Here is a 24,735-nt window from a genome sequence, read left to right on the forward strand (position 1 = left end):
TTAAGAACTATCTAAATGAGACCTGAAATTATGGGTAAAAATGTTGTTATTCTAGGCACTCAATGGGGTGATGAAGGTAAGGGTAAGGTTGTAGACCTGCTTACTGAGGATGTTGCTGCTGTTGTGCGTTTTCAAGGTGGTCATAACGCTGGCCATACATTGGTTATTGATGGCAAAAAGACAGTTTTGCATTTGATACCTTCTGGTATTTTGCGTGAAGGTGTTCAATGTATCATTGGTAATGGTGTTGTGTTGTCGCCTGCCGCTTTAAAGACGGAAGTTCTTGAACTTCTTGAACAGGGTGTGCCAGCGGTTGACCGTTTGAAAATTAGTGCAGCTTGTCCATTGATTCTTCCTTACCATATTGCGATTGATCAGGCTCGTGAGCTTGCAAGAGGTGAGAAGAAAATCGGTACAACGGGTCGTGGTATTGGGCCAGCTTATGAAGATAAGGTTGCCCGTCGTGCGATTCGTGTTGGTGACTTGTTAGACTCTGAGCGTTTTGCGGCTAAGTTGAAAGAAGTGCTTGAGTATTACAACTTTGTGCTGACTGAGTACCATAAAGTAGAGCCGATCTCTTTTGAAGAAGTGTACGCAGCTGGTTTAGAGATGGCTGATTTCTTGCGTCCAATGGTTGCAGATACTATTACTTTGTTGCATGACTTGCGTAAAGCGGGTGCGAACATTATGTTTGAAGGTGCTCAAGGTTCATTGTTGGATGTTGATCACGGTACTTATCCTTATGTGACGTCTTCAAATACAACGGCGGGCGGTGCTCCAGCGGGTACTGGTTTTGGTCCTTTGTACTTGGATTATGTGCTTGGTATCACTAAGGCTTATACTACTCGTGTAGGTTCAGGTCCTTTTCCGACAGAGTTATTTGATGATGATGGTGAGCGTTTGGGTCGTCGTGGTCATGAATTTGGTGCCACAACAGGTCGTTCTCGTCGTTGTGGTTGGTTTGATGCTGTTGCTCTGCGTCACGCTGTTCAAATCAACTCTGTTTCTGGTATGTGCTTAACAAAACTGGATGTTCTGGATGGCTCTACTGTCATTAAGGTTTGTGTGTCTTATGCTGATGCCGATGGAAATCCAGTTGCTGGATGTCTAGTTGATAGCGAAGGTTATGAAAACGCTAAGCCAGTATATGTTGAGTTGCCTGGTTGGACTGAATCAACAGTTGGTGCGCCAAACTTTGAGGCTTTGCCTAAGAATGCGCAAGATTATATCCGCTTTTTGGAAGAGCAAGTTGGTGTTCCAGTGGACATTATTTCGACTGGCCCAGATCGTAATGAAACGATTGTTCTCCGTGATCCTTTCAAACAATAGTTTGAATTGTTTAATGGATTGATTAAAAAAGCCGCTTTTAGCGGTTTTTTTTGTATTTTAAACTGGCTAAGTTCATCTTATTAGTATTCTTTGTAAATAGAGTGAAAAGAGGGGGCTGTGTTTGTCGGGGGGTGAGGTAATATTTACAATTGAATTTATGGCAGCATATTTAGCTGTTTGAATAGTAAGATTAAAGAGGGAATATTTATGGTTAAGTTATTGCTTGCTGATGATGATGCTCGTTTATCGGATTTGATTAAAGAGTATTTTGATGGTGAGGGTTATGATGTTACTCATGCTTGGAATGGCAGAGAGGCATTAGAGCTTATGGCTGTGAATATGCCGGATATTGTTATCCTTGATGTGATGATGCCGGAATTAGATGGGTTTGAAACCTTAAAGCAAATCCGTAATAAGAGTGCGGTGCCAGTTATTATGTTAACTGCCAAGGGTGACGATATTGACCGAATTCTTGGTTTGGAGATGGGGGCAGATGATTATCTGTCTAAACCTTTTAACCCGCGAGAATTACTAGCGCGCATCAAGGCAATTTTACGCCGCGCAAGCCAAGAGCGTGAAGATGATCCTACTGCCGACATTGAGCTTTCTGGGGTATTGTTGCGTCGCAAGGATCGCACTGTTTATTTAAGTGGTGAGTTGGTCGAGTTAACAACGTCTGAGTATACCTTGCTTGAGTGTATGTTGATGGCGCCTGGTCAGGTGTTAACAAAGCAAGAGCTTTCAGAAAAAGCTTTAGGTCGTAAATTAACTATGTATGATCGTAGTTTGGATATGCATATTAGTAATTTGCGTAAGAAAATTGGTAATTTAGAAAATGGTGATCCTCGGATTAAAACAGTGCGAGGTGTTGGTTATATATTTGTATCGAATGAGCAAGGTGCTTAGCTTTTCATGAAAAATACTTTTCTGCGTGTGTTTTTGGTGGTGTTGCTGTCCAATATTGTTGTTGTCAGTATTGGGTTGGGGATGGTTCAGTTTATCCAAAAGCGCAATCAGGTGTCGGCTGATCTACTAGGAGATGTGGGTGTTCAGTTGGTGGCTGGGTATGAAAAGTTTGGCATTACCTCCTTGCAAGAGGAAACTAAGAAGGCAGAGAAGCGGCTGTCTGGTACGATTTATCTGTATCAAGAAAATGGCCGTCCTTTGTTGAAGCCGTTACCTCGTAACTTTAGGGAGCAGAATACACCCAGTGTGGCAGCGGGTCGCCCAGCGGCGGATTTCTTGCATAGTCAGTTTATTCAGGTGATAGGTGGGAATAATGTTCAGTATCTGCTGATATTTAAGCCAAACCCTGAAATTAGCCCTATTGCACCAGAGGCCGTGGTTGGTTTTTCGTTGTTGGGCTTGTTGGTTTCAAGTGGTGTTTTAGCTTATTGGTTGTTGGGACCGTTGCTTAAACTGCAGCGAGTAGCTCGCTCATTTGGACAGGGGGATATGACTGCGAGGGTCGAGAATAAGTTGGCTCGAAGGAGTGATGCTGTTGGTAAGTTGGCGCGAGAGTTTAACGAAATGGCAGTTCGTATTGAGACGCTCTTATCGTCTAAGGAGCGCTTGATGCGTGATGTTTCGCATGAACTCAGGACGCCACTGGCTCGTATTGAAGTGGCGCTGACTATAGCGGAAGATAAGTATGCATTAGAGGCTCAAAAAGGGTACTTGTGTAGGATTCGTACAGAGCTTCATGAGTTGGATGAGTTGATTGGACAGGTGCTTACATTGAGTCGGCTTGAAGCGGCTTCTTTGATTAAAGAAGAGATGAACCTTCGAGAGTGGCTAGATGATATTGTGGCTGATGTGAGTTTTGAGAGTCAGCTAAAAGGGATTTCTGTAACTCGGCTGGGTCGAATGCCTAAAACAATATTGGGGGATCCGCTCCAGTTGCGTCATGCTATTGAGAACGTGCTTCGGAATGCCTGTTTTTATGCCGGTAATGGCGGAGTTATAGAGGTAGAGACTCACGAAAAGGCTGGGATGGCTTATATATATGTGCGTGATAATGGTCCCGGTGTCTCTGATGATAAATTAGAAAAGATCTTTCATGCCTTTTACCGGTCTTCTGAGGCAAGAGAGGCGAATAGTGGTGGGTTTGGTGTTGGGCTTACTATTTCCCAACGCATAATTCGGGCTCATAAAGGCCATATTACTGCGAAAAATCGAGAGGAAGGTGGTTTGGAGGTGTGTTTTCAGTTACCTGTGGCCTAGTCTATGGCTTTCTATAGTTGAATAAAATTTTCTGCTGGTAAGAAAGCGCTTGTTATTACCTTCATAGATAAGTAATATGCGCGTCGCAAGTTGGCTAGGCAGTCGCCGCTCAATTTATTGGGGGGAGGAAAGTCCGGGCTTCGCAGGGTAAAGTGCCAGGTAACGCCTGGGGGGCGTGAGCCTACGGAAAGTGCAGCAGAAAATACACCGCCTAAGCAGTTTACTGCCGGTAAGGTTGAAATGGTGCGGTAAGAGCGCACCGCGCGACTGGCAACAGTTCGTGGCAAGGTAAACCCCACTTGAAGCAAGACCAAATAGGAACTCTTTGGCGTGACCCGCGCTGAGTTCGGGTAGGTTGCTAAAGACGTGCAGTGATGTACGTATTAGATGAATGACTGTTCACGACAGAACCCGGCTTATCGGCCAACTTGCACATTTCCTTTCTTAGTTATTTCTCTATCGCCTGATCGATATTCTCCGTACGTTTTGTTTTCTTTTTATATTTGACTAACTTCTAAAAGCAAGTTGTTGTTTTTCTGTTTGTTTTTTTTTGCATTTTTTTAAGTGTAGCTTTTCTTAGCCGCCTCATTGGGCGGTTTTTTTGTGTCTGTCATTCGTCATTTTTAATATTTATCAATTATTTTTTACTATTTTGATGAAAAAGTGTTAAATTGTGGGATAAAGTGTCGATAAGTGGGATATGGAAATGTTTCGTGGGATTCATCAGGTAAGCGTTGATGTGAAGGGGCGAATGTCGCTCCCTGCACGCTTGCGCGATGATCTTGCTCAATATGACGATGATGGTGTGGTTGTCACTATTGATCCTGTGTCTCGGTGCTTGCTGCTCTATCCCTTATCTGAGTGGGAGCTGATTCAGCAAAAATTGGATAAGTTACCAACGTTTCAGCCTCAAGCTCGTCGTTTGCAGCGGCTTTTGGTTGGGCATGCTACCGATTTAGAAGTGGATAAAGCTGGGCGTATTTTGTTGCCTGCACCATTACGCGAATTTGCTCGACTGGATAAAAAACTGACGATTCTTGGGCAAGGCAAAAAACTAGAAATTTGGAGCCAAGAAGAGTGGGAGGCGCAGCGCGAAGATTATTTGTCCCAAGACGCTCTTGGAGACTTACAAACTGAAACCATGATGGATATTTCTTTATGACAAAGACGATGGCAGAACACATAAGCGTCATGCTTAATGAGTCCGTCGATATGCTGGTAACCGATATTGATGGCCTGTATGTCGATGGGACATTTGGTCGTGGTGGGCATACTCGTTTGGTTTTAGATCGTTTAGATAAAGGCCGATTGCTGGGGTTTGATAAAGATCCTGTGGCGATAGGTTATGGCAAAACATTAGAGCAAGAGGATTCACGTTTCTCTATTGTTCAGGATAGCTTTGCGAACATGGCAGAGCATATTTCAGACGTATTTGGTGTTGATAGAGTTGATGGCGTAATGATGGATTTGGGGGTTTCTTCTCCTCAGATTGATGACGCTGAGCGTGGCTTTAGTTTTATGAATGATGGCCCGCTTGATATGAGGATGAATCCTGGTAAAGGCCTAAGCGCTGCTGAGTGGATTGCTTCTGTTAGTGAAAAAGATATGGCGGATGTGATGTACCAATATGGCGAGGAGCGATTCTCCCGTCGTATAGCAAAGGCCATATGTGAATATCGTGCACATACCCCAATTCTGACGACCCTTCAGCTTTCAAAAATTGTTGCCGAAGCGAACCCTGCTTGGGAAAAAGGAAAAAATCCTGCGACTAGAGCGTTTCAGGGTATCCGAATTCATATCAATAATGAGTTAGGGGACTTGGAAGTTGGATTGGATGCAGCTGCAGAGGCATTAAAAGTGGGTGGGCGCCTAGCGGTTATTAGCTTTCATTCTCTTGAAGATCGAATTGTTAAGCGTTTTATGAAGCTGAAAGCAAAAGGCCCTGAGTTGCCAAGACATTTGCCTATTCGCAATGCACATCTCGACATTAAATTTAAGACGATTGGGAAGGCTATTAAGCCGTCTCTATCAGAGGTGAGTGAAAATGTGCGTTCTCGTAGCGCTGTGTTGCGAGTGTTGGAGCGAGTAAGTGATTAAGGCCCGCTTTTCGCCGTTGGTGTTTGCTGTCGGTGTTTTGTTGCTGGCTATCGTGTCAATCGCTGTTGTTATTCAAGTTTACGATTTTAGGAAAGACTTCTCTTACCTTCAAACATTGAAGCAAGACGAAGTGGATTATGAAGTGAAATGGGGTCAGTTGCTTCTTGAACAAAGTGCACTGACACAGCCTAGTCGCTTAGAGCAAGCGGCTATTAAAGATTTAAACATGCATGCACCTTCTCAGGATGAATTGATAATAGTGAAACCATGAAAATTGATAATAGTGTTCACACCCCAGGAAAATGGCGCTTTAGGTTTGTATATGCTATCGCCTTATTGTTGTTTCTCGTCGCGGGCGGGCGATTGTTTTATTTGACGGTTGTCGATAAAGCATTTTTACAAAACCAAGGTGAGATGCGTGCTGTACGTACAGAATCTATTCCTGCAACGCGAGGTATGATTTTAGATCGTCGAGGTGAGCCTTTGGCGGTCAGTACGCCAACATGGACGATTGTTGCGAACCCAAAAGCCTTGTGGAAAATCCCACGCGACCCTTCCTTGAATCTTGGTCCTGAGCAAGAGATTAAGCGTCTTGCTGAAGTGATGGGTGTGGGAAGGGCGTGGCTGCAAGAGCGATTTGAAGCAAATAAGACGCGCTCTTTTATGTACCTTAGGCGCCAGATTCCACCGCATGAAGCGGATGCTATCATGGAGGCGCATGTTGTAGGTGTCAGTAAGACAAAAGAATATAAGCGTTTTTACCCTGCTGGTGAGGTTGCCTCCCACGTCGTTGGTTTTACCAATATAGATGATAAAGGCCAAGAGGGAATTGAGCTTGCTTACGATAAAGCTTTAGAAGGGCAGCCTGGGCGTCGCAGTTATGTGAAGGATCTATCTGGGAATATTATTCGCGGTGTTGGTGTTGATGAGACTGAGCATCCTGGTGAAAATATTGAGCTAAGTATCGATCTTAGGTTGCAGTATTTGGCCTATCGAGAGCTTAAGGCTGCGGTCAATGAGCATCGAGCGACTTCTGCTTCTGCAGTGATTTTGGACGTGAAGACGGGTGAGATTTTAGCGATGGTAAATCAGCCATCTTATAATCCTAATGATCGCTCTAAACTAGAATATGAAGAGTTGCGTAATCGAGCTGTGATTGATCTATTTGAGCCTGGCTCAACTATGAAGCCTTTTACTATCTCGGCAGCATTGATGTCAGGTCAATATACTACAGAAACTACTATTGATACTTCTCCTGGGTATTTACGCTTTGGTCGGTTTACCATCCGAGATGCAGCCAATTATGGTGTGATTGATTTTGAGAAGCTCTTAATTAAATCAAGTAACGTTGGAGCATCAAAAATTGCCTTATCGCTTCCGCAAGATGCAGTTTGGAATATGGATTATGAGCTAGGAATTGGTTCACCTGTTGGGATTGGTTTTCCAGGAGAGGCCTCTGGGGTGCTTCCTTCACACCCTAAATGGCACCCATCGGAGATCGCGACGTTATCCTATGGTTATGGTTTATCTGTTTCCACGTTGCAGTTGGCTCAGGCTTACATGACCTTGGCAAACGGTGGTTATCGAGTGCCTGTGACCATTTTCAAGCAAGATGTTCCAGCAGATGGAAAGCAAGTTATTCCTCAGAAAGTAGCACGTGACGTTGTGAAGATGATGGAGTCGGTTGTTCAGAAAGGTTCTGGCAAAGCAGCAAAAATCCCTGGCTATCGTGTTGCTGGAAAGACAGGTACGGTTCATAAAGTAGGTTCAAAGGGTTATGAATACGATCAGTATATTGCTTTGTTTGCCGGTGTTGCTCCTGCTTCAAACCCTAGGTTGGCGATGGTTGTCATGGTCAATGACCCTAAAGGGCGAGAGTATTATGGCGGCGAAGTGGCCGCTCCCGTTTTTTCGCGGGTGATGGAAGGGGCGCTAACAACATTGAATATTTATCCTGATTTGCCTGAAGGGCTCAGGGAGGTTCGTTTGGAACCCAAGAAAGTGCCATATCAAGTTGTGCAGGGTGGTTAAATGGGGCAATTAACACATGCTCAATTACTTAGCTTGGCGGGTTGTTCTGTAAAGGATAGCCCGCATTCTGCTTTCTATAGTCGACTAGAAACCGACAGTCGTAAAGTGGATGAAAGTTGTGTGTTTTTTGCCTTGCCGGGCGTGGCTTCTAATGGTTGGGATTATTTAGATAGTATTGTTGCCTTGGGTTGCAAGGTGGCTGTTGTTCCTTCTTCCCTAAATTTGCAACACTCTAACATAGAGCTTATTTCTGTCACTGACCCTGCCGCATTGTTGGTGTCTTGTCTGCATGAGTTTTTTGGTAGTATGCCTGAGCATATGGTGGCGGTGACAGGTACAAACGGTAAATCATCAATCTGCTTTTACATTGCTCAGCTTGCAAAATCTATTGGCTTCAATAGTGGTTTGGTTGGAACCTTTGGTATTGGGCCTTTAGGTGACTTGTCTGAGGCGAAGCAGACCACACCAGATCTTTTGTCTTTACATCTTACTTTAATGGAAATGGCTGAAAAGGGCGTAAATTTTGTTGCATTTGAGGCGTCTTCGCATGCTTTGGATCAAGGTCGTATCGAAGGTGTGCCTTTTCAGGCTGCGGTATTTTCAAACCTGTCTCGTGATCATCTAGATTATCATGGTGATATGAATTCCTATGCGTTGGCCAAGCGACGTCTTTTTTCCGTTGAGAGTGTGTCTCACTCTGTATTTTGTCTTGATGATTCCTATTCTAGTTTTATGGCGGAAGGTGCGATCAAGTCTGCTCGTCATACCTATAGCGAGCAAAACCCCGAAGCAGACTTTTATGTTAAGCAGTTAGCGCTTGAGCCTACAGGCTGTCGGTTTGTTCTTTGCCACCCTGATGGTGAGTCGCTGGTATTTTTGCCCTTGTTAGGTCGTTTCAATATACAAAATGCCTTGGCTGCACTGGCGAGCCTTTGGTATGAAGCTGAGGATAAGCAGGCGTTGATTTCAGGGGTGTCTACCTTGCATGGTGCACCTGGGCGTATGGATAAGGTGCAATTACCAAATGCACCTATTGCTGTTGTAGATTATGCGCATACACCCGATGCCTTAGAGGTGGCGCTGCAAGCGTTAAGAGAGCATTCCAACGGGCGCTTAATTTGTGTATTTGGGTGTGGTGGTGATAGGGATCGAGGCAAACGACCTTTGATGATGGCGGCCGCCATGCAAAACGCAGATTATGTTTGGTTGACGTCGGATAACCCACGTACCGAATCAATAGACCAAATTTTTTCCGATATTTTGTCGCAGACGAATCAGGGCGAGGCGTTTAGCTTTGAGCCGGATCGTAGAGTGGCAATTCAACAGGCTATTTTATCTGCCGGACCTAATGATGTTGTATTAATCGCAGGAAAGGGGCATGAATCTTATCAGGATATAAAGGGTGTGAAGCACCATTTTGATGATAAAGAAGAGGCGCTGAAGGTGGTGAAAAGCTATGTTAATTAATCTGACTCTTTCGGATATTGCTCAAGCTTGCGATGGTGAGCTTGTAGGTGCAGATTGTTTGATAGGTTCCGTTGTTACAGATACACGAAACATTTCGCCTGGTTGTGTCTTTGTTGCTCTTCAAGGTGAGCGTTTTGATGGACATGATTATGCCAGTCAGGCGATTGATAACGGAGCACTTGCTGTGGTCTCTGATCGAGAGATTAATGTTCCAAGTTATGTCAAAGTGCGCGATACGACATTGGCTTATGGTGCAATAGCTCGCTTGGTTAGGGATGCGTTCCAAGGAGATATTGTATGTATTACCGGCAGCAATGGTAAAACAACCGTAAAAGATTGGTTGGCTCAGTCCCTTGCAGATAAAAATGTGTTAAAAACACGCGCCAATTTAAACAATCAAATTGGTGTGCCGCAAACATTGCTTGAATTGGAGGCTGGTCAGGAGGTAGCAGTCATTGAAGCGGGTACCAGTTTTACTGGCGAAATTCCGCTGCTAGCGAGGATTGCGTATCCAGATATAGTGATATTAACGAATGCCAGTGGAAGCCATTTCGAAGGTCTGGGTGATCTTGAGAGCATAGCCAAAGAAAAAGGTGGCTTAATTTCAGGGGCATCGCCTAATGCTAGAGTGGTGTTAAATGCTGATGATGCATACTTTCATTATTGGTGTGAACTAGCTGAGCAGCGCGAAGTTTATTCTTTTGGTTTTACTGAATCGGCTAGGCTTTATGCTTCTGATATAGAATTAGGCTCAGAGTCCAGTTCTGCATTGTTTCATTATGATGGGGAGGCGTTACCGGTGACTATTGCGGGTGCCGGGAAACATCAAATTGCTAATGGTATGGCGGTTGTGCTGGCTATGCTGATCTTAGGGATTGATTTTAAGCAGGCGACTGATAAATTAGCCGCGCCTGTGATGGTTTCTGGCCGGTTAGAGCGCCTTAAAGCAAAAAATGGCGCTCTATTAATTAATGATTGCTACAATGCCAGTCCAAAATCCGTTGAAGCCGCAATAGATGTGTTATCTATGCAGTCTGTAGAAGATACCTGGTTAATTTTGGGGGCTTTAGGTGAATTGGGTGAGCAGCGAGATGCGATTCATTATGGTTTGGGTGAATATGCAAAAGATAAGGGAATATCCTATTTGATTTGTGTCGGCTCGGTAGCAAAAGTTGCTGGAGTGGCATTTAGGAATAAAGGGGGTAACGCGATATTTTGTGAAACCCATAATGAAGCGGCAACGGTTGTTAGACCACTAGATAAAAAACACGCCATTTTAGTAAAGGGATCTCGGTCCGCTAAAATGGAAAATGTCATTGAAGCATTAATTAATTAGGATATTCCTTAACAATGTTACTTCTGCTCACGGCGTATTTAAGCAAATACCACACTTTTTTTACCGTATTCAATTATTTATCTTTGCGTGCCATTTTGGGTGTGCTTACCGCGTTGGCTATTTCCCTTTTGATAGGTAATAAAGTCATCGTTTTATTGCAACGCTTGCAAATTGGTCAGTCGGTTCGAAATGACGGCCCTCAGACTCATTTGGCAAAAGCGGGCACGCCGACTATGGGCGGTGCTCTGATAATATTTTCGATCTCTGTTAGTACATTGCTATGGGGGGATCTACGTAACCAATATGTTTGGGTTGTTTTGTTGGTTATGTTGGCGTTTGGGATAGTTGGTTGGGTTGATGACTATCGCAAAGTGGTTGAGAAAAATTCGCGTGGTCTTCCGGGGAGATGGAAGTACTTTTGGCAAAGTGTGTTTGGCTTGGCTGCTGCCTTTTATTTGTATTACACCGCGAGTACTCCTGCTGAAACCGCTTTAATTGTGCCTTTATTTAAAGATGTTGCTATTCCGTTGGGTGTGTTTTTTATAGTGCTGACTTATTTCGTTATTGTCGGTACGAGTAATGCGGTGAATTTAACCGATGGTTTGGATGGCTTGGCTATTTTACCTACAGTTCTGGTAGGTGGCGCTCTTGGTGTTTTTGCCTATCTCACTGGTAATATTCGATTCGCAGATTATTTGCTTATTCCTTATGTGCAGGGCTCGGGGGAGTTGCTGGTGTTTTGTGCTGCGCTGGCTGGAGCCGGTTTGGGGTTCCTATGGTTTAACACTTACCCAGCTCAAATTTTCATGGGTGATGTGGGATCTTTGGCTTTGGGTGCTGCATTAGGAACGATTGCTGTTATTGTTCGCCAAGAATTAGTTTTATTTATCATGGGTGGTGTTTTCGTAATGGAAACGGTGTCGGTCATTCTGCAGGTTGCCTCATATAAGCTGACTAAGCGAAGGATATTTAGGATGGCGCCAATTCATCACCATTTTGAATTAAAAGGATGGGCTGAGCCTAAAGTGATTGTGCGATTTTGGATTATCACTGTTTGTCTTGTTTTAGTGGGTTTTGCCACCTTAAAAGTACGCTAGGAGCTTTGCATGTCGTTGATCGGGTCAGATCGGATAAGAGCCGTTGTCGGCTTGGGAGCGACAGGCTTGTCTTGTGTGCGCTTTTTAGCCAGCAAAGGCATTGAGTTTTACGTGGTGGATTCTCGTGAGAATCCACCTGGCTTGGAAGAGGCGAAAAAACTTTGTCCTGAAGAGCGAATTTTTACTGGTGATTTGGGTGTGCTTGAAACCCTTGGGGTGACAGAGCTATTTGTTAGTCCAGGTATCGCATTACGGACACCTGTTCTCTCTCGTCTGGCTGAACGGGGTGTTGCCATGCGTGGCGATATCGATTTGTTTCGCGATTATGTCGATGCGCCTTTTGTTGCCATTACAGGATCTAACGCCAAAAGTACGGTAACGACTTTGGTGGTTTTGCTGCTTCAGGCTTGTGGGAAAAATGCTAAGGCTGGCGGTAATTTAGGTTTGCCTGCATTAGATTTACTGTCTCCTAATACTGACTTCTATGTACTTGAGTTATCTAGCTTTCAGCTTGAAACCACACATGGCCTACAGGCTGATTTAGCCTGTCTCCTCAATGTTTCTGAAGATCATATGGATCGTTATAAAGATTTATATGAATACCAGAGAGCCAAGCAAAAAGTCTATCGCGGCTGCAAAGCAGCGGTCTGTAATAAGCAGGATATCTTAACAGCGCCATTGTTGGCGGAAGGTGTTCCTGTTCGCGCTTTTACTACGAAAAGTCCAGACTTGAAAGAATATGGCATGCTGAAAGATGGTGATGGCGCTTGGCTGTGTCATGGTGTTGAAAGGCTGTATCACACTTCTCAAGTCGCCTTAAAGGGCTCACATAATCACGCCAATGTGCTGGCTGCTTTGGCAATGATTGAGCTGTTGGGTATGGATGTAATGTCGGAGGCAGTTGCGAAAGTATTAAGTGAGTTTTGTGGGTTACCCCATCGTTGTGAGACAGTTCGTGTGCGTAATGAGGTGACTTACATTAATGACTCAAAAGGTACTAATGTGGGTGCAACCTTGGCGGCGCTTCAAGGTCTTGGTTCTTCTGCTGCTAAGAATATTTTACTTATTGCTGGCGGAGATGGAAAAGGAGCGGATTTTCGGGCGCTTGCGAAGCCGGTAAATGATTTTGTGCGTACCACGTATTTGTTTGGTAAAGACGCAGAGCAGATTGCTGAAGTGTTGCCTGTAGGCGCTGAAGTAAAACGTTTCGAAACCTTGGATCAAATTGTTGCTAGTATCGGCAAAGATGGTAAAGAGGGGGATATCGTTTTGTTCTCACCCGCTTGTGCTAGTTTAGATATGTATAAGAACTATGAAGTGCGCGGTGAGCATTTTGCTCGATTGGTTAATGAATTATGAAGTGGTTAAAGGTATTTGACCGAGTTTCTATTCGTGAGTTTGCTCAGGTTGATGTCGTTTTTGTTGCTTCTGTTGTTGCCATTCTAGCGCTTGGAATGGTGATGGTCTCAAGTGCTTCCATTTCAATCTCTGAAGATATTCATGGTCACCCTTACTTTTTTATGGTGCGGCAAGCTCTGTACCTAATTATCGGCTTAATTTCAGGTTGGGTTCTACTGTCATTACCAACAAGTCAGCTGCATAAATGGGGCATTCTGATGATGGGGTTGTCCCTAATTTTGCTCATTCTTGTGTTGATGCCTGGTATTGGTAAGAGTGTCAATGGTAGTCGCCGTTGGATTAACCTTGTGGTGTTCAATCTGCAGGCGTCTGAAGTTGCAAAAGTTTGTATGGTGGTTTACGTCTCTGGTTATCTCGTGCGCCGAGCGGATCGAGTGAGAGAGGGGTGGGTTGGTTTTGTACTTCCTCTTTGTCTTTGTAGTATTTTTCTGTTGTTTTTATTGTTTGAGCCAGATTTTGGCGCATCCGTTGTTTTACTTGGGACTGTGATGGTGTTGCTCTTCTTAGGTGGAGCGCCCTTGTATCAGTTTTTATTGCTGATGGTCGGCGCGGTTTTGATGTTGGGCGTAGTTGCGATTTCTGAAAGCTACCGATTAAAGCGGTTGATGAACTTTATAGATCCATGGGCGGACCCTTTTAATGAGGGCTATCAGCTTAGTCAGGCTTTAATTGCTTATGGTCGTGGGGAATGGTTTGGTCTAGGTCTTGGGAATAGTGTTCAAAAGCTGTCTTATTTGCCAGAGGCTCATACGGACTTTGTGTTTTCTATTTGGGTTGAAGAAACCGGCATGTTTGGTGGCTTGCTGCTGATATGTTTATTTGCATTAATGGTGGCGCGTGCTTTTAAAATTGGCCGTCATGCTATGACTTTGTCTCGTCCGTTTGCTGCGTACATGTGCTTCGGTTTTTCTATTCTTATTTTGGCTCAGGTGATCATTAATATTGGTGTGAATACGGGTTTTTTACCGACTAAGGGACTTACTTTGCCTCTTATTAGTTACGGCGGTAGTAGTCTTATTATTACTTTGAGTAGTTTGTTTGTTGTTGCGCGTGTGGATATTGAAAATCGACGTGTTGAAAATGATTCTGGAGAATCTTCTAAATTGAAAGAGAGTGCAGCATGAGTGATGTTAAGAAGGTCATCATTATGGCTGGCGGAACGGGTGGTCATATTTATCCGGCTTTGGCTTGCGCTCATAGTTTTAAAGAAAAGGGCTTAGACGTTCAGTGGTTAGGTTCTAAAGGGGGAATGGAAGAGTCTCTAGTGCCCAAGCAGGATATTGTTTTGCATTCTTTATCTATTAAAGGGGTGAGAGGCAAAGGTGTGCTTGGTTTATTAGCGGCTCCGTTTAGAGTTTTGCATGCAATAGGCCAGGCGGTTGCTGTTTTACAAAAGGTTAAGCCTGATGTTGTGCTGGGTATGGGCGGTTTTGTCGCTGGTCCTGGTGGTGTTGCAGCTCGACTTTTGGGGATTCCTTTGGTGATACATGAGCAAAATGCCATCGCTGGGACTACGAATAAGCTACTGTCAAAAGTGGCGAGTTTAAGGTTGCAAGCTTTTGATGGCGCTTTGCCAAGCGCTATTAGTGTTGGTAATCCTATTCGGAACGATATTTTGGACCAACGTGTTCGCGTATCTAGAAGCAGTGTGGCGCGACCGCTACGATTACTTGTCGTTGGTGGTAGTTTGGGGGCTAAGGCTATTAATGACGTAATGCCGCAAGTTTTAGCGCAATGGCCTTTTTCTCAGCGGTTGGATGTTTGGCATCAGACGGGGGTTCGTAACTTTGACTTGGTCTCTGAATTGTATCGTGCGGAAGAAGTAGAGGCCCGTGTTGAGCCTTATTTGGAGAACATGGATCAGGCGTATTATTGGGCGGACATTGTTTTGTGTCGAGCTGGCGCTATGACGGTGAGTGAACTTGCAATTGCTGGACTGCCGTCAATATTGGTTCCATACCCTTATGCAATTGATGATCACCAAACGGCAAATGCACGCTATTTAGAGAAAAATGGAGGCGCTTATTTATTGCCTCAGCCACAGTTAACTTGTGAAAAAATCATATCATTGCTTTCTGAGTTTGTAGAGAGCGAAGAGACATTATTGAAAATGGGAGAGCAGGCCAAGTTGGTTGCTCATCCAAATGCAACGCAAGATGTTGTTGCACACTGTTTAAGGTTAATAAAATCATGATAAACAATAAAACTCAGTACGATATTCCAACCATGCGTCGCATCCAAAATATCCACTTTATAGGTATAGGTGGTGTTGGTATGTGTGGTATTGCCGAGGTGTTGCATAACCAAGGTTACCAAGTTTCAGGATCTGACTTGAAAGCGTCATCGACAACAGAGCGACTTGAAGAACTTGGGATTAAAATCTATCTCGGGCATTTAGAAGAAAACGTCTATGATGCGCACGTTATTGTTGTGTCTACTGCGGTGAATGAGCAAAACCCAGAAATCATTTGGGGGAAAGAGCATCGAATTCCGATTGTGCGAAGAGCTGAGATGTTGGCTGAGCTAATGCGCTATCGCCACGGTATTGCTGTTGCAGGAACGCACGGTAAGACAACAACAACCAGTTTGATGGCATCTATACTGGCGTCTACAGGTGAAGCGCCAACATTTGTTATTGGTGGTCGCCTAACAAGTGCTGGCGCGAATGCGCAATTGGGTAGTAGTGCATATCTTGTGGCTGAAGCAGATGAGAGTGATGCGTCTTTTCTGCATTTGCAGCCGCAAACAGTCATAGTAACTAATATCGATGAAGATCACATGGATACTTATGATGGTGACTTTGAGAAGGTAAAACACACGTTTGTAGAGTTTGTGCACAATTTACCATTTTATGGTTTGGCTGTTTTATGTGTTGATGATGAAAATGTCCGTGAAATTTTGCCATTACTAAGTCGACCTGTTTTGACCTATGGGATTGATCAAGAAGCCGACTTCTACGCAACTGATATTGTTCAGACTGGTCGCTACTGCGAGTTTTTAGCTCATCGCCCCGAGGGTGAGCCGTTAAAAATTCGTTTGCCAATGCCTGGCCGTCATAATGTATTAAATGCGCTTTCTACAATTGCAGTGGCGACTGATTTGGGTGTTGATGCAAGTGCAATTCAAGCTGGTTTGATGGGATTCGAAGGTGTTGGGCGCCGTTTCCAAGAGCAAAAACCGTTAGAGCTTCCGAATGGTTCTAGCGTAATGTTCGTTGATGATTATGGCCATCACCCGAGTGAAGTTTTAGCGACCATAAAAGCCATTCGTGCTGGTTGGCCAGAAAAACGATTGGTTATGGTGTATCAGCCACATCGTTACACAAGGACCCGTGACCTTTACGAAGATTTTGTTAGGGTTTTGTCACAAGTAGATGTGTTGTTGTTGCTTGATGTTTATGCAGCTGGTGAGATCCCTGTTAATGGTGCTGACAGTCGTTCTTTATGTGGCAGCATTCGTCAGCGTGGTAATGTTGATCCAATTCATGTTGGTAGTGAGGCAGATCTACGCTCCATTTTAAGCAATGTCCTGCGCGAGGGTGATTTGTTTATCACCCAAGGTGCTGGTGATATTGGTACGGTGTCGAAAAACTTATCTGTGAGCGGAATTTAAGATGTCAAAAACACTAAAAGAAGCTGTAATTGTTGTTATTTATGGTGGCCGATCAGCAGAGCGTGAAGTGTCGATGCAAAGTGGTCCTCTGGTCGCGGAGGGGCTTAGAACAAAAGGCTTTCAGGTGGTTGAGTTGGACCTTTATGGTTCAAGTGCCACTCTGGATCCTATTGTGCAGTTGCAGTCTATTGAATTTGATCTTGCTTTCATAGCGTTACATGGTGGGGAAGGTGAGGATGGTCGAGTTCAGGCTTTGCTTGAAATGTTTGGTAAACCTTATACTGGTAGTTCGCCTTTGGCCTGTGGTCTTGCAATGGATAAAGTCCTAACCAAGCGCTTTTGGCATGGTATTGGGATTCCAACACCGGCTTATTTGTCTTTTGTCGGGCACGCCAATGCAGATGTTATTGAAGAGCAAATGTCTTATCCCGTGATAGTGAAGCCTTCAAGAGAGGGTTCGACCATTGGAATTAATAAAGCAACCAATAGAATCGAGCTTGATGAAGCACTTATTAAGGCGCTTGAGTATGACTCTGATGTTCTGGTTGAAGAGTTTGTTGATGGGCCTGAGTTTACAATTACTATAATCGATGACGTGGCTTACCCTCCAATAGGGCTTAAGCCTGCTCCAGACCATAAACTTTATGATTACGAGGCTAAGTACATAGCAGATGATACAGAGTATCTTTTACCTTGTGGTTTGAATGAAGATGATGAAAATGAGCTGCAAATGTTAGCGTTGGATGCTTATCGTTCATTAGGTTGTTCTGGTTGGGGGCGTGTTGATGTGATGCGCGATCAAGCAGGTGTTTTTTGGGTGCTGGAAGTAAATACTGCGCCAGGTATGACGTCTCATAGCTTGGTTCCTATGGCTGCTAATTATGTTGGAATTGACTACGCTTCACTTGTAGAAAAAATTGCGCAAAATGCCTGGGATAAAGTAGGGCGTAACTAAGTCATGAGAATAGCGGCACTCATTGGGGCGATATTACTAATATTGGTAGCCACGTTTCAGGGAAAAGATTCCTCTGAAACTTGGTTTGCTATTGAAAATATTGAGATCAAAGGTGATTTGAAATATGCGACTAAAGCAGAGTTGCAGTCAGATTTTTCTTCTTTGCTCGATCAAAGCCTTTTAAGTGTTTCTTTATCTGATGCTTTAGCAACGGTTTTGTCATCAGAGTGGGTGGCAAGTGCAGAGATTCGTAAAGTTTGGCCAAATACATTGCAGGTGCTTGTTCATGAGCATGCGCCTCTAGCATACTGGGGTGATAGGCAAGTTCTTTCCACCTCTGCTGCCGTTATTACCCCGAAAACGGTTCCTGATTTGCCGCTTACTCGGCTTTATGGTCCAGAAGATTCAAGTGATATTGTGCTTGAGCAGTTTGGGTTGGTGAGCCAAGTGCTTGCTTCATCCTCATTGCGCATATTTTCCCTTACCTTAGAGCCAAGGGGGGCATGGAATATTGTTTTTAGTAACGGTGTGGCGGTTAAGCTGGGGAGGAGCGAGATATTAGAGCGGTTACAGCGCTTTATAGCGGTGTATAAAAGTGATTTATCGGGTAGAATAGATCAAATAACGTCTGTCGATGCTCGCTATCCTCATGGGGTAGCAGTTGGTTGGACAAAAAATAAATAATGTTGGCCTGTTTGTTGCTTTTTTAAACAGTATAAAAGAGGTCATCATAAAAACACGTAATGCCGGGAAGGTAAAATGATAGTCGGTTTGGATGTAGGCACATCGAAAGTTATCTGTTTGGTTGGCGAAGTTCTGGCTGATGGTAGTTTGGAAATTGTCGGTATTGGCTCTCATAGTTCAAAGGGTATGAAACGTGGTGTTGTCATCAATATTGAGTCAACAGTACAGTCTATCCAAAGAGCTGTTGAAGAAGCGGAGTTGATGGCAGGTTGTAATATACATTCTGTTTATGTCAGTGTTGCTGGGAGTCATATACGTAGCCTGAACTCTCATGGCATTGTTGCTGTGAAAAATGGTGAAGTGCAGAAAGAAGACATAGATCGAGTAATTGATGCTGCACAAGCGGTACCAATATCCTCAGATCAGCGAGTCATACATATTTTGCCTCAGGAATACCATATTGATTCACAAGAAGGTATTAAAGATCCTTTGGGTATGTCTGGTGTTCGTTTGGAGGCTAACGTTCATTTAATATCCGGTGCTGTTAACGCTGTGATGAACGTAGAAAAGTGTATTAAACGTTGTGGGCTGGGAGTGGATGGCGTCATTCTCTCACAGTTGGCTTCGAGCGAATCTTCACTAAGTGAAGACGAAAAAGAGTTAGGTGTTTGTTTAATAGATATTGGTGCTGGAACATCTGATATCGCAGTTTGGCTTGATGGTGCCTTGCATCATACCGCTGTGGTTCCAGTGGCGGGTGATCAGGTCACGAACGATATTTCGATGGCTCTGCGTACACCGACTCAGCATGCAGAAGAAATTAAAGTGAAGTATGCATGCGCTATGTCTTCTATGGCATCTGCAGATCAGGTTCTTCAGGTGCCAAGTGTTGGTGATCGTCAGCCAAGATCGATCACACGCCATGCCTTAACCGAAGTTGTAGAGGCTAGGTACGAAGAAATTTACAATTTAGTTTTGGATGAATTAAGACGCAGTGGATATGCTGAGCGTATACCTGCAGGTATTGTTATTACTGGGGGTACGTCCCTAATGGAAGGGGCGGCTGAACTGGCGGAAAAGGTTTTCCAGATGCCTGTTCGACTATCTTTACCAGATTGTACTAAAGGAATGTCGGACATTGTCGATAACCCTATATATTCAACAAGTGTTGGATTATTGGCTTATGGCAGTAAAGAGGCTGAAGTAACCGAAATCTCGAAGCGGATGATGTCTAAGACGCAAACTAAACGAGAAACGTCAGTTCTGGCACCTAAAGAAATCGGGTCATCCTTCAGTGCAGCGAAGGCGTGGCAGAAACTTAAACACTGGTTTCAAAGTTATATTTAGTCAGAAGTGATTACGAATTTATTGAGGAGCGATAAGCCCATGAATGTCTTTGATTTAGCCGAAGATAATCTATCAGACAATGCTGTTATTAAAGTTATTGGTGTTGGTGGCGGTGGTGGCAATGCCGTACGTCACATGCTTGAGAACCGACTGGAGGGCGTTGAGTTTATTTGCGCCAATACAGATTCAAAAGCGCTGATAGGTTTTGAGACAGGAGTTTCTTTACAGCTGGGTTCAACGATTACCAAAGGATTGGGCGCAGGTGCAAATCCAGAAGTGGGTCGTGATTCTGCATTAGAAGATCAAGAAAAGATTACTCAGTTATTAACTGGCGCGGATATGGTTTTTATTACCGCTGGTATGGGTGGCGGTACAGGTACAGGTGCTGCACCAGTGATTGCTAAGGTAGCGCGTGAGCTTGGAATATTGACGGTTGCTGTTGTTACTAAGCCTTTTCCATTTGAAGGTCGTCGACGAGCGCGTGTTGCAGAAGATGGTGTTAAAGAATTGCGCGAAAATGTCGATTCATTAATAACAGTGCCAAATGAACGTTTGTTGCCAGTATTGGGTAAAAATATTTCCTTACTGAAGGCGTTTGGTGAAGCAAATAATGTTTTGTTTAATGCGGTTCAGGGTATTACAGATTTGATCATGCGACCTGGTTTGATCAACGTCGACTTTGCAGATGTAAGAACGGTTATGTCTGAGATGGGGATGGCGATGATGGGTACTGGGTCTGCATCAGGTGAGGATAGAGCGAGAGTGGCTGCCGAGGCTGCAATCCACAATCCATTGCTTGAAGATATCAATCTTAGGGGTGCACGTGGTGTGCTAGTAAACATTACAGCCAACGAAGAGGTTGGGTTGTCTGAGTTTACTGAGGTTGGTGGAATTATTGAAGAATATGCATCGGAAGATGCTACTGTCGTAATTGGTTGTGCTATCGATCCTAGTGTAGGTGATGAGATGCGAGTTACGGTGGTTGCTACTGGTTTAGAGGGTCGTACCGCAGTTGAAATGAAGTCTGCTGTTGGTGAATCTGCTGTCTCTCAACCGGTTGTGACAAAGGTCGAGCAAGTTGTTGAAAACACTGAAGCGAAAGTGTCAGTGGCTCAGCCTGAGTCTAAGCCTTCGGTTAATACCAAGGTGGAAGTTGTAGAGAAAAACTTGGATGAAAAAAATGAGTCTGCTGATTCATCTTCTATTTCAAGTAGCGATAAATTGTCATACTTGGACATTCCGGCTTTTCTGCGTCGACAAGCTGACTAGTTTTAGCAAAAACGATGCAATATCAAAAGGTTGGATTGTATATAAAATGTGTTATTGATATTATTTGTAAAGAATAGTATCCAGTCATAAAAATGTAGGAATCAAATGGTACGCCAACACACACTAAAAAACATTATTCGAGCAACTGGAGTGGGTTTACACTCTGGCGAGAAGGTGTATTTGACATTAAAGCCTGCTCCTGTAAATACGGGTATCGTATTTGTTCGTACAGACTTGGATCCAGTTGTAGAGATTCATGGCGACGCAAAGGCGGTTGGGTCAACAAATTTTGCTACGGCTTTATGTCAGGGTGATGTGAAGGTTAGTACTGTAGAGCATTTGTTATCTGCAATGGCGGGTTTGGGTGTTGATAACGCCTATGTAGAAGTAAGTGCTAGCGAAATTCCTCTTATGGATGGAAGTGCGAGCCCTTTTGTTTTTCTTCTGCAGTCCGCTGGGTTGGAAGCTCAAAACGCACCTAAGCGATTTATTCGAGTTAAGAAGCCTATCCGAGTTGATGAGGGTGATAAATTTGCCTCTCTTGAGCCTCACTCCGGTTTTCGACTGTCGTTTACAATTGATTTTCAGCACCCAGCCATTGGTGAAGATGTTCAAAGTACGTCGTTTGACTTTTCAACGACTACTTTTGTGAAAGAAATTAGCCGAGCTCGTACTTTTGGTTTTATGAAGGATTTAGAATACTTCAAAAATAATAACCTTGCTCGTGGCGCGAATATGGAAAATGCAATTGTTCTTGATGATTATCGCGTCTTGAATGATGAAGGTTTGCGTTACCGTGATGAGCTAGTTCGTCATAAGGTATTGGATGCGATTGGTGATCTTTATCTTTTGGGTCATAGCTTAATTGGTGAATACAAAGCTTATAAATCAGGCCACGCTCTGAACAATAAGCTTTTGCTAGCCTTGCTTGAGCATCAAGATGCTTGGGAGTATGTTGTTTTCGAAGATGAAGCGCAAACAACGCCTATTTCTTATGTAGAGCCCGCTTTTGTTGGTGCTTAATGAGTGATTAAATCTTGATCGAATACATAAAAACCAGACTATATGTCTGGTTTTTTTGTATTTAGGTCCTTGATATTTCATGTTTTGTCTCACATTACCGTGGTAGACTGTATTTATTACTAATTGGCTACGTTGAGTTCAAGATGCTAGGAAGTGTAATTAAAAAAATTGTCGGCACAAAGAATGACCGAGAAGTAAAACGATTCAAAAAAGTCGTTACGCAAATTAATCAATTCGAAGAATCTTTCCAAAAGTTATCAGATGATGATTTGTCTGGAAAAACCAGTGAATTCCGTGAGCGCCTAGAAAAAGGTGAATCGCTTGATTCTATTTTACCTGAGGCATTTGCTGTCGTCAGAGAAGGTAGTAGTCGCGTGATGGGTATGCGCCACTTTGATGTGCAGCTCATTGGTGGAATGGTACTAAACGAAGGCAAGATTGCTGAGATGCGAACGGGTGAAGGTAAAACACTTGTAGCAACGCTGGCGGTGTATCTAAATGCATTAACGTCTAAAGGCGTTCACGTTGTTACGGTAAATGATTACCTGGCCAAGCGTGATGCGAATTGGATGCGTCCTTTGTATGAGTTCTTAGATATGAGTGTTGGAGTTGTTTTTTCTGGTCAAGAGCGAGACGAGAAAAAATCAGCTTACTTGTGCGATATTACTTATGGAACGAATAACGAATTTGGTTTTGACTATCTTCGTGACAATATGGTGTTCCGTTTAGAAGATCGCGTTCAACGTGATTTGAACTTCTCTGTCGTCGATGAAGTTGACTCCATCTTAATAGATGAGGCGAGAACGCCTCTGATTATTTCTGGTGCTGTAGAAGACAGCTCAGAGCAGTACCGCAAGATTAATCAGTTAGCTCCATTACTGGTTAAACAAGAGGACGCTGATGCTGACAGTGATGAGATTACAGGTCATTACGTTTTTGATGAGTCACAGCGTAGTATAGAGCTAACGGAAGAGGGGCACTCATTTGTTGAGGGCTGGTTGGTAGAGCAAGAGCTATTAGGTGAAGGTGAAAGCCTTTATGCTGCAGGCAACCTTTCTTTATTACACCATGTTCATGCTTGTATGAAAGCGCATGTTATCTTCAAGAAAAACATTGATTATGTGATCCAGGGAGATCAGATTGTTATTGTTGATGAGCATACGGGCCGAACGATGGCTGGTCGTCGCTGGTCTGAGGGTATCCACCAAGCGGTAGAAGCAAAAGAAGGTGTGACTATTCAGGCGGAAAGCCAAACATTAGCGTCAACAACCTTCCAAAATTACTTCCGTCTATATGACAAACTATCTGGAATGACGGGTACTGCTGATACGGAAGCCTTTGAATTTCAGCAGATTTACGGCCTATCCGTTATTGTTATTCCGACCAACCGTCAGGTTCAGCGTAAGGACTATAACGACTTAATTTATATGTCGACGGAAGATAAGTTTGAAGCGATCGTCCTGGATATTGAAGAGATTGTTGGGCAAGGGCGTCCAGTATTGGTCGGTACCGCTTCGATCGAATATTCTGAGCTGCTTTCAAATTATCTTGTTAAGAAAAATGTAAAGCATAACGTTTTGAATGCCAAGCAGCATGAGCGTGAAGCAGAAATTGTAGCTGATGCGGGTCGTCCTGGTGCTGTAACAATTGCAACCAATATGGCTGGTCGTGGTACGGATATAGTGTTGGGTGGTAACTTGCAGGTTGAGCTAGCTCGACTAGGCGAAGGAGCTAGCCAAGAAAGTATTGATGCATTGAAAGCAGATTGGAAGTCTCGTAATGATTCAGTATTGGCTGCAGGTGGTTTGCATATAATCGGTACTGAACGACATGAGTCTCGTCGTATTGATAACCAATTGCGTGGTCGAGCAGGCCGTCAAGGTGATGTTGGTTCTTCACGTTTCTATTTGTCATTAGAAGACAACTTGATGCGTATTTTTATGTCTGACCGCATCAAGAAAATGATGATGGCATTGGGTATGGAGAAAGGCGAAGCCATAGAGCACAAAATGGTTTCGAATGCGATTGAGAAGGCTCAGCGTAAGGTTGAGGGTCGTAACTTTGATATTCGTAAACAGTTACTTGAATACGATGACGTGGCAAATGATCAGCGTCAGGTTATTTATCGTCAGCGCTTTGACATGATGGTGTCAGAAGATCTTTCTGAGGCTATTTCAGCGATGCGAGAAGAAGTTGTTGCTGGTGTCATTGATGAATTTATTCCGCCGCAAAGTATTTTTGATATGTGGGACCTTGTAGGGTTAGAGGATAAGATTCGTAATGAATTTGGCCTAGAGCTTCCTATTTCTGCATGGGTGGAAGAAGATAAAAAGTTATATGAAGAGCCTCTTCGTCAAAAAATCTTGGATGCTTTTGTTGATGATTATCAGTCAAAAGAGAAAGTTGCTGGTGAAAGCTCATTTAGATCCTTTGAGAAGCAAGTTCTTCTACAGGTTCTTGATACTCTTTGGAAAGAGCATCTCCAGACCATGGATATGCTTAGACAGGGTATTCATTTGCGTGGTTACGCACAAAAGAATCCAAAGCAGGAATATAAGCGTGAATCGTTTGAGCTTTTCCAAGGCTTGCTAGAGCAGATTAAGTTTGAAGTGATTCAAATTATTACTCGTGTGAGAGTGCAGTCTGCAGAAGAGGCCGAAAAAATAGAAGCGGCTCGTAAGAAGCAAGAAGAGAAAATAACTGTAAGCATGGTTCATGAATCATTAAATGCTTTAGAAGAGGGCTCTACTGAGACTCAAGAGTATCCTAAAGTAGGCCGAAATGAGCCTTGTCCATGTGGTTCTGGTAAAAAATATAAACAATGTCACGGTAGTCTGGTTTAATTG

The 24,735-nt window shown here is 43.7% G+C and carries 20 protein-coding genes and 1 other RNA gene; all 21 read left to right on the forward strand.

What is annotated here, in order from left to right:
- Window positions 1-30 precede the first annotated feature (30 nt).
- The 21 genes from JSY38_RS17125 (at window position 31) to secA (ending at window position 24,732) form a co-directional block, all read left to right on the forward strand.
- On the forward strand, window positions 31-1,329 hold the full coding sequence (locus JSY38_RS17125; protein WP_114411200.1) for an adenylosuccinate synthase: 1,299 nt from the start codon (window positions 31-33) through the stop codon (window positions 1,327-1,329).
- A 207-nt stretch (window positions 1,330-1,536) separates the two neighbouring features.
- A complete protein-coding gene (locus tag JSY38_RS17130) occupies window positions 1,537-2,235 on the forward strand; it encodes a response regulator transcription factor (RefSeq protein ID WP_205114355.1) in 699 nt (232 codons plus the stop codon).
- 6 nt (window positions 2,236-2,241) lie between these two features.
- Window positions 2,242-3,552: a HAMP domain-containing sensor histidine kinase gene (locus tag JSY38_RS17135; protein WP_114411116.1), complete on the forward strand. Its 1,311-nt coding sequence runs from the start codon at window positions 2,242-2,244 to the stop codon at window positions 3,550-3,552.
- Window positions 3,553-3,638: 86 nt separating this feature from the next.
- An RNA gene (gene rnpB, locus JSY38_RS17140) (RNase P RNA component class A) lies at window positions 3,639-3,987 on the forward strand.
- Between the two features lie 271 nt (window positions 3,988-4,258).
- Window positions 4,259-4,714, forward strand: a complete 456-nt coding sequence (gene mraZ, locus JSY38_RS17145) for a division/cell wall cluster transcriptional repressor MraZ (RefSeq protein ID WP_114411199.1) — start codon at window positions 4,259-4,261, stop codon at window positions 4,712-4,714.
- The gene (rsmH, locus tag JSY38_RS17150; RefSeq protein WP_114411115.1) at window positions 4,711-5,649 is read left to right on the forward strand and encodes a 16S rRNA (cytosine(1402)-N(4))-methyltransferase RsmH; all 939 of its coding nucleotides are present in this window, start codon (window positions 4,711-4,713) and stop codon (window positions 5,647-5,649) included. Before mraZ ends, rsmH begins: the two co-directional genes overlap by 4 nt.
- Window positions 5,642-5,920, forward strand: coding sequence for a cell division protein FtsL (ftsL, locus tag JSY38_RS17155; protein WP_114411114.1), 279 nt, complete (start codon window positions 5,642-5,644; stop codon window positions 5,918-5,920). Before rsmH ends, ftsL begins: the two co-directional genes overlap by 8 nt.
- Window positions 5,917-7,680, forward strand: coding sequence for a peptidoglycan D,D-transpeptidase FtsI family protein (locus tag JSY38_RS17160; protein ID WP_205114357.1), 1,764 nt, complete (start codon window positions 5,917-5,919; stop codon window positions 7,678-7,680). The genes ftsL and JSY38_RS17160 overlap by 4 nt, the downstream gene beginning before the upstream one ends.
- Window positions 7,681-9,147, forward strand: coding sequence for a UDP-N-acetylmuramoyl-L-alanyl-D-glutamate--2,6-diaminopimelate ligase (locus JSY38_RS17165; protein WP_205114359.1), 1,467 nt, complete (start codon window positions 7,681-7,683; stop codon window positions 9,145-9,147). It abuts the gene before it with no gap.
- Window positions 9,137-10,483 carry a UDP-N-acetylmuramoyl-tripeptide--D-alanyl-D-alanine ligase gene (locus JSY38_RS17170; protein ID WP_205114361.1) on the forward strand — a complete coding sequence of 449 codons (1,347 nt, stop codon included), beginning with the start codon at window positions 9,137-9,139 and terminating at the stop codon, window positions 10,481-10,483. The genes JSY38_RS17165 and JSY38_RS17170 overlap by 11 nt, the downstream gene beginning before the upstream one ends.
- 14 nt (window positions 10,484-10,497) lie before the next feature.
- Complete coding sequence (gene mraY / locus JSY38_RS17175) at window positions 10,498-11,580, forward strand: phospho-N-acetylmuramoyl-pentapeptide-transferase (protein ID WP_114411110.1); 1,083 nt, start codon at window positions 10,498-10,500, stop codon at window positions 11,578-11,580.
- Window positions 11,581-11,589: 9 nt separating this feature from the next.
- Window positions 11,590-12,939: a UDP-N-acetylmuramoyl-L-alanine--D-glutamate ligase gene (gene murD / locus JSY38_RS17180; RefSeq protein ID WP_205114362.1), complete on the forward strand. Its 1,350-nt coding sequence runs from the start codon at window positions 11,590-11,592 to the stop codon at window positions 12,937-12,939.
- Window positions 12,936-14,123: a putative lipid II flippase FtsW gene (ftsW, locus tag JSY38_RS17185; protein ID WP_114411108.1), complete on the forward strand. Its 1,188-nt coding sequence runs from the start codon at window positions 12,936-12,938 to the stop codon at window positions 14,121-14,123. The genes murD and ftsW overlap by 4 nt, the downstream gene beginning before the upstream one ends.
- Entirely contained in the window at window positions 14,120-15,193 is a 1,074-nt protein-coding gene (gene murG / locus JSY38_RS17190) for an undecaprenyldiphospho-muramoylpentapeptide beta-N-acetylglucosaminyltransferase (protein ID WP_205114364.1), read from the forward strand. The genes ftsW and murG overlap by 4 nt, the downstream gene beginning before the upstream one ends.
- Window positions 15,190-16,611: a UDP-N-acetylmuramate--L-alanine ligase gene (gene murC, locus JSY38_RS17195; RefSeq protein ID WP_205114366.1), complete on the forward strand. Its 1,422-nt coding sequence runs from the start codon at window positions 15,190-15,192 to the stop codon at window positions 16,609-16,611. Before murG ends, murC begins: the two co-directional genes overlap by 4 nt.
- 1 nt (window position 16,612) lies before the next feature.
- The gene (locus tag JSY38_RS17200; protein ID WP_114411105.1) at window positions 16,613-17,566 is read left to right on the forward strand and encodes a D-alanine--D-alanine ligase; all 954 of its coding nucleotides are present in this window, start codon (window positions 16,613-16,615) and stop codon (window positions 17,564-17,566) included.
- 3 nt (window positions 17,567-17,569) lie between these two features.
- A complete protein-coding gene (locus JSY38_RS17205; protein ID WP_205114368.1) occupies window positions 17,570-18,250 on the forward strand; it encodes a cell division protein FtsQ/DivIB in 681 nt (226 codons plus the stop codon).
- A 75-nt stretch (window positions 18,251-18,325) separates the two neighbouring features.
- A complete protein-coding gene (gene ftsA / locus JSY38_RS17210) occupies window positions 18,326-19,597 on the forward strand; it encodes a cell division protein FtsA (RefSeq protein WP_114411103.1) in 1,272 nt (423 codons plus the stop codon).
- A 39-nt stretch (window positions 19,598-19,636) separates the two neighbouring features.
- The gene (gene ftsZ, locus JSY38_RS17215) at window positions 19,637-20,866 is read left to right on the forward strand and encodes a cell division protein FtsZ (RefSeq protein WP_205114370.1); all 1,230 of its coding nucleotides are present in this window, start codon (window positions 19,637-19,639) and stop codon (window positions 20,864-20,866) included.
- 105 nt (window positions 20,867-20,971) lie between these two features.
- The gene (gene lpxC / locus JSY38_RS17220) at window positions 20,972-21,889 is read left to right on the forward strand and encodes a UDP-3-O-acyl-N-acetylglucosamine deacetylase (protein ID WP_114411101.1); all 918 of its coding nucleotides are present in this window, start codon (window positions 20,972-20,974) and stop codon (window positions 21,887-21,889) included.
- Window positions 21,890-22,032: 143 nt separating this feature from the next.
- Window positions 22,033-24,732 carry a preprotein translocase subunit SecA gene (secA, locus tag JSY38_RS17225; protein WP_205114372.1) on the forward strand — a complete coding sequence of 900 codons (2,700 nt, stop codon included), beginning with the start codon at window positions 22,033-22,035 and terminating at the stop codon, window positions 24,730-24,732.
- Window positions 24,733-24,735 lie beyond the last annotated feature (3 nt).

This window comes from Marinomonas foliarum (genome assembly GCF_016906065.1).
Taxonomy (GTDB): Bacteria; Pseudomonadota; Gammaproteobacteria; order Pseudomonadales; family Marinomonadaceae; genus Marinomonas; species Marinomonas foliarum.